Annotated in this window: 6 protein-coding genes; 2 read left to right on the forward strand and 4 right to left on the reverse strand. The window is 41.0% G+C overall.

Annotation, left to right across the window (positions count from 1 at the left end):
- Positions 1-491: 491 nt before the first annotated feature.
- Positions 492-1,799 (forward strand): IS110 family RNA-guided transposase, encoded by a 1,308-nt coding sequence (locus A33Q_RS13565; protein ID WP_009033397.1) that lies wholly within the window; start codon positions 492-494, stop codon positions 1,797-1,799.
- A 969-nt stretch (positions 1,800-2,768) separates the two neighbouring features.
- Here A33Q_RS13565 and A33Q_RS13570 read toward each other — a convergent pair.
- The 4 genes from A33Q_RS13570 to A33Q_RS13585 form a co-directional block, all read right to left on the reverse strand.
- The gene (locus A33Q_RS13570; protein ID WP_009033398.1) at positions 2,769-5,207 is read right to left on the reverse strand and encodes a GumC family protein; all 2,439 of its coding nucleotides are present in this window, start codon (positions 5,205-5,207) and stop codon (positions 2,769-2,771) included.
- 5 nt (positions 5,208-5,212) lie between these two features.
- Entirely contained in the window at positions 5,213-6,025 is an 813-nt protein-coding gene (locus A33Q_RS13575) for a polysaccharide biosynthesis/export family protein (protein WP_009033399.1), read from the reverse strand.
- A gap of 282 nt (positions 6,026-6,307) precedes the next feature.
- Positions 6,308-7,270: an MraY family glycosyltransferase gene (locus tag A33Q_RS13580; RefSeq protein WP_009033400.1), complete on the reverse strand. Its 963-nt coding sequence runs from the start codon at positions 7,268-7,270 to the stop codon at positions 6,308-6,310.
- A gap of 57 nt (positions 7,271-7,327) precedes the next feature.
- Positions 7,328-16,024, reverse strand: coding sequence for a T9SS C-terminal target domain-containing protein (locus A33Q_RS13585; RefSeq protein ID WP_040490457.1), 8,697 nt, complete (start codon positions 16,022-16,024; stop codon positions 7,328-7,330).
- Between the two features lie 240 nt (positions 16,025-16,264).
- On the opposite strand from A33Q_RS13585, the gene A33Q_RS13590 reads away from it, so the two are divergent.
- Positions 16,265-17,278, forward strand: a complete 1,014-nt coding sequence (locus A33Q_RS13590; protein ID WP_009033403.1) for a glycosyltransferase family 61 protein — start codon at positions 16,265-16,267, stop codon at positions 17,276-17,278.
- Positions 17,279-17,300: the final 22 nt, after the last annotated feature.

Raw genomic sequence — 17,300 nt, forward strand, 5'->3', positions numbered from 1 at the left:
CGTCTTTTCCAGTTTATCAGTTTGTCGAATCATCAACTCATTTACGAATGAGGATTTACGATTTACGGCGTTTTTTTGGTGCATATGTTTTTGAAAATGTTAAAAGTTAATAGCTAACATCATATAAAGAATGCATCATTGTGTCATGCTGAGATTTTAAAATTTATCATTTACAGAAAGGGAATGACATCTGCAGACTCGTCATTCTGAGTCATTAAAATTGGCATTTACAGAAAGGATATGACAGTTGGTGTACGTCATCCTGAGATTTTAAAATTTTGCATTTACAGAAAGGCAATGACGTATTAAATTTAGAGAAACTCTGTGCAGTTTGGCCGCTCTCGGTATAGTGCACTTGCCTGTTCCTGAGTATGGTTCCGTGAGTGATAGACAGAAGTATGGTACAGCAATCTGCTTGTCCGCATGGTAGCCTTTTAGACTGTTATCCCATGGGCATAGAGTTTATTCTTAACAACTAATTCGTTGCGAGTATGGAAAAGATTCATCTACATTCAGCCGGCATTGATATTGGTTCACGCAATATCTATATCGGCATCGAAGGGGAACAGGTAGTATCATTTGGGACCTTTACTCAGGACTTCAGAGATGCTGTTTCATACCTACTTTCCCACGGAGTCAAGACTGTTGCGATGGAAGCTACAGGTAGTTATTGGGTAATTCTTTACGATATGCTTCAAGCAGCCGGGCTGGATGTTTGGCTCGTTGATGGCAGACAGACAAGACAGGTCCCAGGAAGAAAGACCGATGTAAAAGATTGCCAATGGATAAACCAACTTCACAGCTTCGGATTGCTCAACCGCTGTTTTGTGGCAGAAGGCTTGGTTAAAAGCCTAAGGAACTATCAGCGTCTGCGTGAAGATCACATCAGAAGTGCTGCCATGCATGTCAATCACATGCAGAAAGCCCTTATAGAGATGAATATTCGGTTGCCCGAAGTGCTGAGCCAGATTCATGGCAAAAGTGGTCTTGCTATTATTGAGGCTATTTTAGCAGGTGAGCGAAACCCTCAAGTGCTATTGTCCTATTGCCACGTGAGCCTGATCAAAAACAAGTCGGAAGATATCCTCAAGGCTTTGGAAGGACACTACTCCGAAACCGGGTTGTTCAGCTTAAGACAAGCTTATGAAGCCTATCAGTTCTATCAGGGACAAATAAAGGCATGTGATAAAAAAATAGAGGAAGTATTGAACCAAAATCAGGATCTTTCCAATGAAAAACCAGAAAGGAAGTCAAAACCTGTCAGACATAACAAGCCTGATATAGAAGGGTTGGAAGGACATCTCAGGTTATTGTTCGAAGGAAAAGATGCCACCCAGTTATCAGGAATTACATCCTATACTTGGTTTCAATTGTACACTGAGGTAGGCAACGACCTTTCAAAATGGAAAAGCGAGAAACACTTTACCAGTTGGCTGGGTCTGTCTCCCGGACAAAACCATTCAGGCAAGACACGTAAAAATAAATCGAAGGGAAAGCCAAAGGCAGGCCAAATATTCCGCACAATAGCACAATCGCTGCTTCAAAGTAAGCGAATAGCTCTAGGAGAATTTGGGCGGAGAATAAGAGCAAGAAAAGGCGCAAGAATTGCAATCAAAGCGGTAGCAAGAAAACTGGCAGAACAGTATTGGAATCTAATGGTCAAAGGCCAGGATTTTGTAGAGCGGGGTGTAGAGGATTATAAAAACCGGCTAATGGAACAGAAGCGAAAATATTTCCAAAAGCTGGCTATAGAGTTAGATGAACAGACAGCGGTAATGAAATTTATACAAAATCAATAAATAATTGTATTTATCGAAAATACGTCAATGGTATCCGGAGCTTGCGGAGGTGAAAGCCTGTCCCGCAGCATTGCGGGGGATCTCTTTCCTTGAGAGTAGGAGATTCTTCACTACGTTCAGAATGACGATCCCTCCACATCTGTCAATGGTAGTGAGGAACGAACGAGTAATCTCCTACTTTATTTATCAAGAGACTCTTCCTTCGTCAGAGTGAGGTACATTTCTGTCAATGGAAGAATGGGAATAAAAATAGGTGTACGTCATCCTGAACCGGAGCTCGCGGAGGTGAAGGATCTCCTTCCCTTGAGAGTAGGAGATTCCCCGCAATACTGCGGGACAGGCTTTCACTAGGTTCAGAACGAGGGTCCTTACATTCTGACATTGGTAATGCAAAGAGACATCCTATTTCTCTGCTATCCTTGGTGTCTTTACTGGCTCCATTTCTGATTTTGTTGAATGGGTATTGGTCAATAGTTAATTGTTTTCATTGCCTAAATAACGTTGGCCGTTTTTTATCAAAAATGGTTAAATTATGGCAAAAAGAGAAGAATAGGTAGTGAAGAGTAAAAAGTTAAGAGTTAAAGGCTGACGATGCCTAAAGATGGTTGTCACTTTTCTTTATGGGTAATATCGAATAATGAACATTGAATATAGCCCGCCTGCTTCGGGCAGGAATAATGAAGTAGGGATAGCCTTGATCCCACTTCATGTCATATGTCTAGCGTCTTATGTCTTATTTTACGTCTTCAAACTCCGGATTACAAATCCATTTTATCTTTATTTCGGAATTGCAAATCCCTTAGAGCGCAAGGATCAATCTCCCTTCGACTTTAGTCGAAATCTGCGTCATCTGCGATATCTGCGGGAGAAAAAATAAAACCCTCGAGGTTTCAAAATCCTCAAGGGTTAACAAAGCTTCAACATAAGGAAAAGCCAATCAATTCAACAGTTCATCAATTAAACAATTAATCATTTTCTCTTCAAGGCTCTTTTCCACCAAGGCACATGTACATCATCATGGTATCCGTAGCTATTGCCTCCGTATCCATAGCCGTAACCATAACCGTAGCCATAACCATAACCGGTGTCAATATGCACATCATTGAGAATACCATACACCTTCTTCACCCCTCCTTTTTCTACCAGGTTATTCAGAATTTGAATATTCCCTTTTTGAGAGTAATCCTGACGGAAAACATAAAAACTTACATCTGCATAATTGAATAATTCTTTGGTTTCTGAAACCAATCCCACAGGAGGACAATCCAAGATGACAATGTCATAGGCCTCCTTGATCTCATCCATAATCACAGCAAACTTGTCCTGCAAAAGCAATTCTGCAGGATTAGGTGGGATAGGCCCGGACAAAATCACATCCAAATTCTCATATCCGGAAGGCTTCACCACGGATTGCCAGGGCATATCTGTACTTAAGCAAGTACTCATCCCCTTGTCATTAATCATTCTGAAATCTTCTGCAATTTTTGGCTTCCTCAAATCCAAACCAACCAATACTGTCTTTTTTCCCATCAAAGAAAAAACAGATGCCATATTGATGGAAATAAAGGTTTTTCCTTCCCCGGAAATACTGGAAGTAAAAAGTATACAGGTCTTTTGCTTGTTGACGGCCAAATAAGAAAGGTCCGCCCTCAAACTCCTGAATGCCTCCGTAACAGATGATCTTGGGTTATTCAAAACCGGAATACCATCGTCTCCCGTACTTCTGCCAATCACTCCTATCAAAGGTACCTTCAACTGGTTTTCAAGCTCTTTAGGATCTTCAATTTTGGTATTCAAAAAGTCCCTTACTGTAATGACCCCAATGGGCAAAATCAATCCCAAAATCAAGCCAATCAATAAATTGAGGGTTTTCTTGGGAGCTATAGGGTTTTGCAAGGCCCTTGCATTGTCCAATATGCTGTTCTTTGGCATATTGGAAGCCCTGGTGATTTCAGCCTCTGCCCTTTTTTGCAAAAGGTAGATATATATATTCTCATTGATGGTAAACTGCCTCTGAATACCCAGTAACCTTCGCTCCGTTTCAGGTAAAGTATTGATTTCCCGCTCAATCGTCCGGATTCGGTTATTCAGCTCAAAAAGCATGTTGTTGGTATTTCTAATGGCAGAATTGACATTCTCCTGCAAGGCTTTCTTGGTGTTTTGTATTTTACTCCTCACCTCTCTTACAGCTGGAGTTTGTTCCGAAAAATTGGCCGTCAGTCTGATCCGCTCTGCCTGCAATTCTGATAGGTTGATCACCAAAGCATTCAACAAAGGATCTGTAACGCCTATAATGGATGGGGCGACCAGGTCATCCAATTGATCATTGCTCAGGTAAGTCTGTAAGGTCTGATAGTATTTCAGGCTGATTTCACTCTGTGATTTCTCCTTTTCCAGTTCCTGCAAACGCTCAAAAATTTGAGATCCCTCCTGGGATAAATTAAAGATCCTGTTTTCCGACCTGTATCTTTCTAACCTATTTTCAAAATAAGTCAAGGAATCCGTAATCCCACTCAATTGCTCTTCTATAAAGAGAATCGTATTCTCAGCAGCCCTGTTTTTCTCCTTCAGTTCTCTAGCCAGGTACATCTCCATCAGTTTGTTCAGGTAATCCTCTCCCAGTCTTCTGACAGGAGTCTCCAAACCCAAGGTCAAAATAGATGCCTGTTTGTTGATGGGGTTAATGCTAATGTTATTTTTATATTGAAGAGCCAGACTGGGGGAATCTTTCAGTTGAAACAACAATTTCTCTCCTGCCAATGCGGAAATATTCTGTACCTTGATTTTGTAATTATCTCCTTTAATCTCTTCTCCGAAATATTGTATGGATTTGATAAAAGGATCTTGGGTCAGCTTAGACTTATAGAATGGATCTGCGGGATTGTAAACCTGAAAACCATCATCTTCTATACTCAGAGAAAACTTTTCATTGTCCAAAACCTCAATTCTAAACATCCCCCCCACCAATTGAGGATGCCTCCAATCCACCTCGATCAAAACGGGTACATTGCCATACATTTGCTGTTGATTGATAAACCCATCAGAGAAATACAGTACGTTCAGATTCAGTTCACTGAGGGTTTCCTCTGCCAAAGTGTAGGATTTCAGGATGCCGATTTCATTCTCTACATTACTTTTGCCTTGCAACAAGCCACCAGCCTCAAAAAGGTCTGCACCTAAGGTGGGCTTGTCATCTACTACAATGACTGAAGACTCTACTTTATACACCGGAGTACTGTACCTGTTGACCAAAAAAGCAATAAGAATCCCGGCAAACATACAAATACCAAGTATTGGCCAATATTTGAGGTAATTAAAAAGTAAGGCCTTCAGGTCAATCTCATCTTCCTGTACAGCTTGAAAAGAGGCTCCCTGTTGGGGATATTGTGGATTGTTGGGGGTATGCATATTTTTTATCGAGTCACTAGATTCAAAACTAAGGCAATGGCAGTCACTGATGAAATGATCAAAGCAATGGATTGGGCTGCATTTTCACCTGCACCGATTTCTCTGATTTTCAAAGGTTCAGCGTATATCTGATCATTGGGCTGAATAAAATAAAAGGGGGATTGAATCAACTGTCTGTCATTCAGGTTTACTCTGTGCAATTTAGATCCTTCAGGGTATTGCCTAATAATCAGTACCTCATCCCTTTTGGCCACCGGTGTCAGATCACCTGCTTGGGCTATGGCTTCAAAAATGGTCATCCTATCTTGTAAGACTACATGCTTTCCGGGCCTCCTAAACTCACCAAGTGTGGAAAAACGAATACCTCCTAATTTTACCCTTACATACAGTTCAGTCGTTACATATTCTCTCAGCTTTTCTTCAATCACCTCTCGTGTTTCTTCCAAGGTTTTATTCATCACATTAAGCTCACCAATTATCGGTAATCTGATATTTCCCTTTTTATCAACGGAGTATCCTGTCATGTAATAAATATCGCCTCCTGTTTGTGCAATTTGCCCCACCATTCTATTTGCTCCATCCTGAAACTTGGCATTAAAACCACTCTGAATCATATCCTCAGCCGTTTTAACATCCACATCAATGATATCATTATATTGGAGTTTATATTCCGGGAGTTCGTAAGTTACCATTACGTCTTCCTGAATGGGCTCATTCCCTTCTAGATTTTGGAGATAAATAATTCTTTTGTTGGAAACGCAGGAGGCTGCCGTCAGGACAGTCAAAATAAGCCCTAGTAGTTGATAAAATCTATTCATAAATGATGTTGTATTGGCAAAGCCACTTTTACAATAACCGTGCAAACTTAATTATTTTATTCTATTCATTCAGAAATTAAATGGGTAAATTGAGTTGAATACTTCATATTTACGCATAGCCCATATCCTAAAAAGCCAACTCAAAAATTACAGAATACTATTATTTTGTGTTTAAGTACATTTATTCAGGGTTAATAAGTCAGTCCGATAATGCATCTCTTTACCAATCATACAAAATGTGTAGACAAACTAATTCAAAAAATTGGCTATATCTCCTTCCCCTTAAACCTCAAACTTCTCCTCTAATTTTCTTTTTCCCAACAAATACAATGCTGCTACAGCAATCATCAGGCAAAGCATAACCCAAGATTCAGGAAAACGCTGGTCCCGCAACACAAACAAATAATTGATCAAGAACTGCGTACCTGCAAAAATAAAAGCTACAATAATGTGTGGCCAAGCCATTTGATTGGCCATAATCTGATAAAGATGTTTCCTATGCGGCTCAAAGATATTTTCCTTTCTTTTGATTCGCTGCACCAAGGTTCCAATGCTATCGACTCCATAGACAAATAACAAAATTATCACAGTCCAATTTCCGGTTTCCAAAAACATCTTTAACATAAAATACACCATCATATATGCAAAAGAAACACTACCTATATCCCCGGCAAACATGAGAGCCCTGCCATTTCTCAGGTTATAATAGAGAAATACAAAAACTGCAATGCCCAAATACAAAACCATACTCTCTTTGACGCTGGGAAAAACCCTGTCCAAAAGAAAAACAGTTCCCAAAAAAACCAATGCATAAAGTCCGGTGATCCCATTGATCCCATCCATAAAATTAACTGCATTTAAAATACCCAAGGTCAAGACGAGAAGAATTGGGAAAGCCCAAATCGGCAAATCTCCAAAAAGTCCCAAATCAGCAAAGAGCAGTACAATGGCAATTAGCTGAACCAATATCCGGATCCTCCTGGACATTCCTTTGATATCATCCCAAAAGCTAACCCCTGATATCAATACCAAACCTGATACCATCAGACTATTTTGGAAATCCATCAAAACCCACCATAAAACTATAGAGATTGGAAATAGAATACCTCCACCCCGAACTGTTGGGATTTGATGGGAAGAGCGGGAATTGGGTTTATCTACTATATGGAGGCCTTTAGCAAGTCGGTAATAGATCAATGAAAGAATGGTAAGAATGGAAAAAACCAATAAATATCTAATAGGCATATGACAGCTATAAGTGATTTGCAAAGAAAAATATTTCTTTCTTTAATTCTAAATTTATCAGCGAATAAGCAGGAATACTCCTGTTCTATTTACCTTCTCCCCACTTCTGGTTAAAAATTCTGCCTTATACACGTAGTTACCATTAGGCACCTCTACCCCGTTCAGCGTTCCGTCCCAACCTCTATTTTCCAGTCCTTCTCCTTCGAAAATCAAATCTCCCCACGTGTTGAAAACATATAACTTCATATCAGCCAAACCTCTGAATTTAGGAACAAAGAAGTTGTTTTTCCCATCAAACCTTGATGGAGTGAATGCATTGGGAATTTCGATCAAATAGTCATCGTACACCTGAACTAACCTGGTAAACTCTGACTGACATCCAAAGGAGTCAATGGTCACCAACTTCATCACATAGTCACCTTTTTCTGAATACTGGTGAACAGGATTTTGCAAACTACTGGTATTCCCATCACCGAAATCCCAATTCCAAATAACAATATCTCCCTTTGATTGATCAATAAACTCCACGTCTTCCAAAATATTGATATCCTGATTGACCAAAACCTGACCCGGTAAAATCTCAAGTTGATAATCAAAGGAAGCTTCATTCAACTCATCTGCAATCAAAACAAGAATCCTTTCAGTACTAGTTCTACAGGCACTTCCTTTAAAGCCCATTTCAACCAGGTAAGTACCTGACTGATTGATTGTCCTCAAATCAGCCAATCGTAGGGATGCTCCAGTTGGAGAGGTGATAAAGTAATCAAACACATCAGGATTGAATCCTTCTATAAATTGGGTTAAATCAACAGTTTCATTCGGATCACATACAATAGAAGGGTTTGAAGTCCTCAATTGGGGCAGTGGATCTACCTGAACCAAAACCTCCACCATCTCAGCGTCACAAACCCCAGACCCTTCCACTGTCACATAGAATTTATAGGGCTGACTATTTGCCGGAAGACCTTCTATCCCCACCCTACCTATGCTGGAGATAGTGAATATGGCTCCTTCCGCCGTAGTATAACCTGAATTGATCTGATTGTTGCCATTGGGGTCAAGATACCATTTGTAAGTAGGACTGAGGCTGGAATTTGGAATAGACGGAATCAAATTCGCAATTTCTCCTTCACAGATGAATACATCATCGGCTCTTAAAGGGGTTGGGCTATCACCAACTATCAAGTCTTCCGAGATAACCTGGCATCCAGCAGCATCAGTGATCTGAATTTTGTAGCTGCCTATACCAATTGAGCTTATTTCCAGCAAATCATTACTCCATAAATACGACGGAGTTACCCAGTTTCCATTTGGCATTTGTAGGCTAACCGTGTAAGGAGCTGTTCCCCCATTCACATTCATACTCAACATACCATTCTCTTCAGCACAGGAAGCGTCCACTGCCTTGGCATCAGACAGAGAAAGGGCCGCATCAGGTCCTGATACTACCACAGGTTCAGCCAAAGTAAATGTACAGCCTGAAGCATGTTCTGCAGTAAGGGTATAGCTGCCAGGTTGCAAGTTCTCTATGATATTATTTGGATATGTAGTAAATGCACTTCCATTCAAACTGAAGCGGATATTTGCTGCAGAGGCCACGGGGTTAATGATGATACTTCCTCCCTCACCAAAACAGTTCTCGTCTACTGCTGTGGCTGTAAACTGGGGATCGGGATAAACCCTTACTTCTACCCTTTTCTGATCACCCTCACAGATCTCGGGACCTTCTACAGTAACAAAATATACTGCCGGAGAGTCTTCAGAACTCAAACCTGATATTCTCAACCTACCTTGGGCATTGATCTGGTAATTGACACCTCCTATAGTTTGACCATTACTGATCTCATTCCCAGCAGAGACCATGTTCCTGTACCACCTAAAAGTCTTTTTGGAAGAAGCTGGATTTACATCAGGAAGTAAATCAATTATCTCTCCCTCACAAACTTCAAAAAGGTTGTCGATAAGGATTTCAGTAGGCCCATCTTCAATATTGATACCGTTTGCTAAGGTAAAGCTACAGCCTTCTGCATCAGTCACAGAAACCTCATAGTTGCCCAAAGGCAGCTGATTGAATGTATATGTCGAATCAGAAGTCTGTATTTCTCTCCCTTGCCCGGAATTCAATTCTGTCAGTTTCAATGTATAGGCTGGCCACCCTCCTTTGATCCCTATAGCAATCAAACCATCTGATGTGCCACAAGCCGCATCTTTACTATCCAGCAATTCGAGTGATAATGCCTGGGCTGCTATAATCTCTACTTCTTCAACTTCGCTGATACAATCAAAGGAATTCTTTGCCTGCAGGGCATAAATACCAGGTCCAAAATTCCTACCTTCCAAAGCAGTCCTGCTCTCCCAAGGTCCGTTATTTACTGAATAAACCCAATCAGAAGGAGCATTTCCAACTATTTTTATACTACCATCCTGACTTCCTGCACAACTCTCCCGTTCTACTTCAATTATAGGGACAGGTGTAGGATGGACAGTAACTTGGATTGGCATTTCTGTATCCGTACAGGATACATAGAAATAAAACGTATAAACCCCTGGAGCCAATCCACTTACTGTCAATACTGGATTGATCCAATTACTATCATCAATGGCGTAGGACACCTCAGCATTATCGGGATCCAATCCTTCGCTGATCAGTCCATTTTGACTGGGAAGCTTATACCAGAACACATCTGTAGGAGACGCAGGCGCTCCAGATGCCAAATGTACAGGTGCCAATATCACATCTTGTCCCTCACAAACATCCATTGGAGGAATCAATTCATATTCGGGATCAGGTGCGGTACCAATTTCAAAATCAAAAACAGCTTCACAGCCAAAATCATCCTTTACAAGAAGGAAGTATGTACCCGGTGCAAGGTTTTCAATCCCTGCTAAAGTTCCACCTGATAGACTTTGCCCGCTGATGGGATCATCCTTCTTCCATTCAAAGGTGAAATCTCCCCATCCACCTGTGACCTGCAAATTGAAAATCCTGCCATTATCCAAACCGCAGGAAGCTCTGAAAACATCAGGAGTATTGGCAGTAATTGGTTGCTCAGGAGCATCTACCAAAACATCAGGAATAAGAAGTTGGCAGCCATCCTGATAAACAGCATCTCGGATATAAATGGTATAAATACCTGAAGCCAGCTGGTCAAAACTACTTTCACTTTGCCAATTATTTCCATCAAGACTAAATTCATAGCCACCGCTTCCCCCAGAAACTGAACCTACACTGATCAATCCATTCTCATCCCCAAAACAGGTAATGGGCTCCACCTCAACAGAGGCTGTCAAGCCTTCCAAAATTTCAAGATTGGCTTCTGTAAGCTGCGTACAGATTCCCTGGCCTGATATTCTCAAATAATAAGTATAAACACCAGGACCGATACCCTCCAGATAAAGAACTCCGTCTACAATGTTGTAGATAATGCCATCTTCAGCCGGATCTGAGCTTGAGACTACCGGCTGCGAAGTATTTGAAGTCTTATACCAGCGCAGCTCCGGCACTACCCCGGCAGGCACATTGATATCAGGTACCAATGCAGCTGTATTGGCCTCACAATAAACTGCTGAAATCGGCTGTGAGTCCACAGACACACCTTCATTATTTACAAGGTTAAAAAGACCGTTAACCTCCAGCTCACAACCATTCTCATCTCTTACTTTCACACTGTAAGAACCCGGTGAAAGTCCTGTAAGGGTATAATTATTGCTGTTCTCTTCAAATTCAAAATCACTGATTCCCTGTCCGTTGACTGTAATTATATAAGGAGATGTTCCTCCATTCACAGAAAAAGTCAACTCCCCATTACTGTCCCCACAACTTGGATCTGTGCTATCAACAGCTTGCACTTGCAATGGGGAAGGTTCTTGAATACCCAACTCAAAAATGGAAAAGCACCCATTTGGGTCCTCTACCCGAACACTGTAATCCCCGGCTGCAAGGTTGCTAAAACTACCGGTCTGGTTACTCTCGCCTGTATTGAGCGAGTAAGTATAGCTGCTCTTACCTCCGGCAGTCAGATTGATTTGACCATCATTACTTTCAAAACAAGTCAAATCTACTACTTCAAATATAGGGGCAGGCAATGGGTTGACCAATATTGTAGCAGGAATCATAGGAGCAGGACAAACGCCATCTCCTGAAACATCCATAAGGAATTCATAGGCATTTTCTGAAGCCGTCAAACCTGTGAGATTGAGGTCACCGGCATTGATACTTACCTGAGCACCGAAGATTTCATCTCCGGAATTAATCTGCAAGGTATCTCCCTGCGCATCAATATAATACCAGGTAAATACAGGTACCGACCCTGCTAAATCAATGATCTCAGGGCTTAAAACAGCAGTAATTGATTCTCCACTGACTGGATCTTGCTCGCAGATTTCAGCATTGCTAACTCCAAAAACAGGTATTGGAGAGGCTTCTATGGTAATCGTTTCACTCAGTTCGCAGCCATTGGCATCCAACACCTGAATGCTGTATGTACCCGGAGCCAAACCTGAAATGCTGGCAATACTGCCCTCAACATCAAGATCCAAAGCGGTTTGTTCTTCACCATCCAACAACATGGAATAACCTGGAGTACCACCCGAAATCAAAATTTCAATGAGCCCGTTGTCTTCATTACAAGAAGTATCCAGCAGATTTTCTAAAGAAATCAGCAATGGATCGGGTTCTGAAATAATTACTTCAATCAAGTCAAAACATGAAGTCACCGTATTGGTAGCTCTGACTTGATAAGTTCCAGCTGAAAGACCTGTAAATTGGCCACTGTTGTTAATTTCACCAGTTGACACCAGTTCATAGCTGAATTCAGGTTCTCCATTAGCAGTCAATATAATCTCTCCGTCAGAAGCACCATGACAGGTAGGTGCTACAAAATCGAATTCAGGCGCAGGTAAAGGATTTACCAACACTTCTACTTCAATTTTGGGTTCCACGCAGACCCTGTCTCCGCTTACATCCAAGAAAAACTTATAAGGAGTAGCACTTGCTGGTAAGCCTGTCAAAGATAAGATTCCATTTCCATCAATACTCGTATTGGCACCAAGCACATTGTCCCCTGTATTGATCTGCACTTCATTTCCTGAACCATCCAAATAATACCAAATAAATACGGGACTGGCTGAAGCCAATTCAATTATCACCGGACTCAAGACGGCCGTATTCGCTGATCCTGAATTCCCATCCAATACACAAATTATATCTCCTAAAGCATCAAATTCGGCAAAAGGATCTGCTTCCACTGTGAAATTTAACCCAGTCTCACAAAGATTGCTGTCTCTTAAAATCAATTCATGGTCACCAGGGCTAAGGTCAGTTAGGGTGATATCCAGACCATCTATCGAAAAATCAAAGCCGCTTACTGGAGTCCCATCCAAGAGCAGTTCATAAATAGGGCTTCCTCCACTAATTCTGATGTTTATAGTGCCGTTTTCCTGGCCGCAGAAAGAATTTTCCTGAGCCATAAGATCTAAAACTAAAGAATCAGGTTGTTCAACCACAATGGAAGTACTCTCCTCGCAACCAGTGATTTTATTTCTTACAAAAACCTGGTAGGTGCCTTGGATAATTCCTGTATTGAATACCGGAGCATCCTGATACCCTGCGGATAATGGCCCATCAATTCTAAATTCAAAATCAGTGATTGAGCCATTGAGTACATTGATTTCTATTTCACCATCATTTCCACCAAAGCAGGAGACATCATTTTTATAGGCTATTTCTATTTCAGGAAGGGCGAAAATTTCAAATGTGACCGCTTCTCTGGGTAGGTCACAGGCATCAGGTCCTGACATTTCAAGGTATAGCGTATAGACACCTGCCTGCAAACCGCTTATATTCAATTGTCCATTGGCATTATTGATATCATAAACCATCCAAAAAGGCCCATTCCCATTTCCGATTGGGCTTCCACCGTTAGGCTCAGTATACCAATTAAATATAGGTACCGCTGTTGCTTGTATTTCGAAGAAGTCGTAGGTTACATCAATAAAAAGTCCACTTTGGTCTTCACATACCGGAGCAGGTTCAATGATATCAAAAACAGGCTTGGTAATGGCATTTAATGTAAAATCCATGGAAGCAGGGCAACCTTGGGCATCCGTGAAGGTAATGGTATATGGTGTATTGGGAGCCAAGCCCTCATAGGTATAAACTCCTCCTGAACCAGCAATCAAATTGCTGGAAGGTCCTCCTGAAATACTGATATTACTACTGGAATAAGGTGTATTTCCACCTGAAATTTCAAAGCTAAAGCGTCCATTGTCCAATTCACAGGATGCCTCTTGCCTTGCCTCTTCAATAATCAATAAATCTTCTTCAGGACCTTGAACATTGACATCAATCAATTCTATACAATCCGGTCCAGAAGAAGTGACTTCAACTTCATATTCTCCAGGTAACAATCCTGTAAACTCACCTGTACTGTTTGGCCCTTGAAGTTGCTGTCCTGCCAAATCCAATAGACGGAATGTCTTATCACCATTTCCCCCTGTTGCGCTCACACTAACAGTTCCTATTCCCGCTCTGCACCAATCCGGATCGCTGCTCCAGTTCGCATTTATGGGTGGGTGAACTGTAACTCTGGCCGTGGTCTGAATATCACCGATAAACGGACAGAAATTGGGTGCGTTGGGAAAGTTGGAATTGTTTTGGGAAGCAACCTCAACGAAAAATTCATAGGACTGAATATTTGCTCCATCGGAAGGAAGGCCTGTCAAAGTCAATATCCCCTCTGGACTTACTTCCACTTGTACAGCTCTATCGTTGATAGTAACCGTAGTACCGTCAACCAGAGCTCCTGTTCTGTTTGCTGTCCGATACCACCTGAAATCGGCTTGAATACCGGTAGGATTAAACTGCCCGTCAATAAAAGGAGTAAAACTTACAGGCTGGAAAGCACAAATAACCTCTTCCTCTGAAGTCAATTCTACTGGGGTTCCAAGCTCCTGATCCACTTCAATAGGAATTTCTAAAGGACAGCCATCTTCGTCTGAAGGATTCCAAACTTTTAAGGTGTAAGTACCTAAATTGACATTATCCAATTCAAAAAGCCCAATACCTGTGGCTGAATCAAAAACCTCAGAAGCTCCACTTTTCCCAAGATTGACTTCTGTACCTGAAACAGGTTGCCATATCCACTCATAATCAAAACCATTGACCAGAGAGGAAACTTCCACGTCAAAAATCCTACCATTGCCCTGGCCGTCACAGGTCGGAAAATCGATATCCCCTTTATCTTTTTCTTCAGGGAATGGATTGGAAACAACAGTAACTGTTTTCGCAAAAGACGTCAGCCCATAGTTATCAATGACCTGATAGTAGATTTCAGCTTCCCCCAGGAAACCTGGTTCTGGCACAAATTTAATGGCAGCCTTCACCCTGTCTTCGTCATCACTTAAATCAACATTTACGTCCAGTTCTACTGTAAAAGTACCCTTACCGGGAATTGTGACTGAATTATTTAATGGATTACATTTTTCAATACAAACATCAGATGCACCACAATTATTATCACTTGGATCTCCTCCTGTTGGAGGAGTATTGTTTGGAGCTAGGGGATCGTTTTCGTAGAGTTGTACGCACCTTACAAAGGAGTTGTCTGATGTAAGTGTCACATCAAATTCGAATAAATTCTCCTCATTTTCACAGATCTCCGCTCTCAGATTATCCACCTCAGGGATGGGGATAGCCAAATAATCAGATACCTCCACCGTTACATTCCTGATTTCATGAAAGTTGGTTTGACCACCAGTAGAGGCTGCAAATCCAATTTTAAGGTTTTCAGGTGCAGGGAAATTATAAGGAATATCAGTCACTATAGGTTCTACCCTTCTAAACCCATTTGACCTGACCAACATGTCAATAGAAAGAAGATAAAATCCACCTCCTACTGGTTTCAGGTTCACAAATACTTTCCTATACCCATCTATGTCGCAGTCCACAGCCTTTACAGCAGAAGCTAAGGAAAACCTTTTATCTATGTCGGCAACATTTGGATATAAATATGAAGCTGGAGGCAACAAAACTGCCGGATTAGGTTCGTTGTCAGGGCCGTGAAGCACCCTTTTCCCTGCTATAAACCTGTAATCCTCTGTTTCTGGACCCCTTATGGAGATGGATTGAAAAAAATCCTTACCTAAGGCAGGTGGAATAAATGAAGTGTTTATTGGAGGAGCATTCGGGTCATCAAAACCTCCAAACCTTCCCTCCATATTATTTCCAAAATTTTTAAATGCGTCCAACCCCAAACCCAAGTAGCCACCTTTCAATCCAGGAAGGATAACAGGGGGAACATTTGTTGGGGCATTGATTGGAGCATAGCCTAGAGAACCTCCCCAACCACCAATCTGAAAATCAGCCTCTGAAATATTACCGTCAAATAAAAAGACAGAAATGCCATCTGCACCTGATCCTCCATACATAAAATATTCAAAAGAGAATTTCAGACCATATGCCGAAGAGAACGGAAGATCTACAAACACATAACCCCGCTGGTCATTGTTGTTATTGGTTAGTCTTAAAAACCCTTGACCATCCACATGTTCTGGGGTTGAGGCAGTCAGAATAGGAATATTGGGACTTCCCCCCAAAACAGTATTTTGCCTAAATCCTGAACCCGTAAACGGCTCACAATAAGGAAATCCATCACGCGGAATGATTACTTGAGCTAAAAGATTTGGTGAATATAAACCCAGCAGTGCCCAAAAAAACACAAATCGAATTAGCCCTATAGTATATTTCTTATCCATTAGCCTTGCTTGCGCAAAACAGTTTTAACACTTATATTCTTACTAACTACTATGGGCTCTGGGGTGAAGGGAACCAATAGATTTGATCCGCTTCGCTACAACAATAAGGCCAAATATATACAAAGAATGCTTCTCTTCAATTAACAATTCGAAAATTTATTTAAAGCATTTTTTCATGTTTTTGGTTACTTTTGGCACATATTCAGTAAAAACCATTTCAGTCCCAGAAAAACACCCTTGATGCCAAGTCAGCCCCAGCTTTTAAGGATACTTCCTACTTATATATCTGAAAGAAAAAAACCGATTAATTACCAAAGTTCCGATTTCGAAATTTTCAAAGATTATTTTGTAAAAGAAATCAAAAGCTTTGATGTTCAGACTTTTAAGAATTGTATTTTGGTTCAGGATAGCCTTTTGACAAAACATCCGCTCAAAATTCAGGACCAGTTATCCCATGCGATCCCCTTTAAATGCACAGCCAAACTCAAAAGACTTGCCCTCAATTACAGCAGAAAAGTGAAGTATATTGAAAAAGCAGCTTGGGGGATAGATAATTGGAGTGATAATTATTTTCACTGGATGGGTGAAGCTCTTCCCCGGATGTACATGATGAAAGACCTACTTCAGGAACACCCTTTTCTTTTGCCCCATAGCTACAGGAAGCTTAGATTTGTCCAGGAATCAATGGAGCTACTTGATTTACCTTTTCTTTTTTACGACCCTAAAATCAACTACAAAATCGGAGAACTTAAAGCTGGGAGCAGAATGGGGAATGTAGGTGAGTTCCAACAAACTGCACTCCAACAACTTAGTAAAGCATTTATCGGGGAAATCCAGGAAAAACCTTTTAGAAAAATTTATATCAGCAGGAAAGATGCTCAGTATAGAAAAGTACTGAACGAGCCTGAGGTGGAAAGTGTTTTTTCAGACTTTGGCTATGAAATCCAAGTTATGGAAAAATTTAGTTTAAAAGATCAGGTCAACATGATCAGACAATGCAGTCATCTGGCAGGGCTTCACGGGGCAGGGTTATCCAATATGATTTTTATGCCTGAAGGAGGAAAGGTTCTTGAGTTTAGGAATATGGGAGACTCTTGGTCTTTAAGTCAAAGTTTTTTCGCAATGGCTTCAGACTTAGGCCATGAATATTATTATACCCTCAATCCTGCCACAAGTCAGCAAACAGGTTTTGCTGATTTTAAAATTAATTTAGAAAAATTGAAACAGGTCCTGAAATTGATGGCAGACAATTGATTTTTAAAAAATAATGGTTAAA

Source organism: Indibacter alkaliphilus LW1 (genome assembly GCF_000295935.2).
In the GTDB taxonomy this organism is placed as follows: Bacteria; Bacteroidota; Bacteroidia; order Cytophagales; family Cyclobacteriaceae; genus Indibacter; species Indibacter alkaliphilus.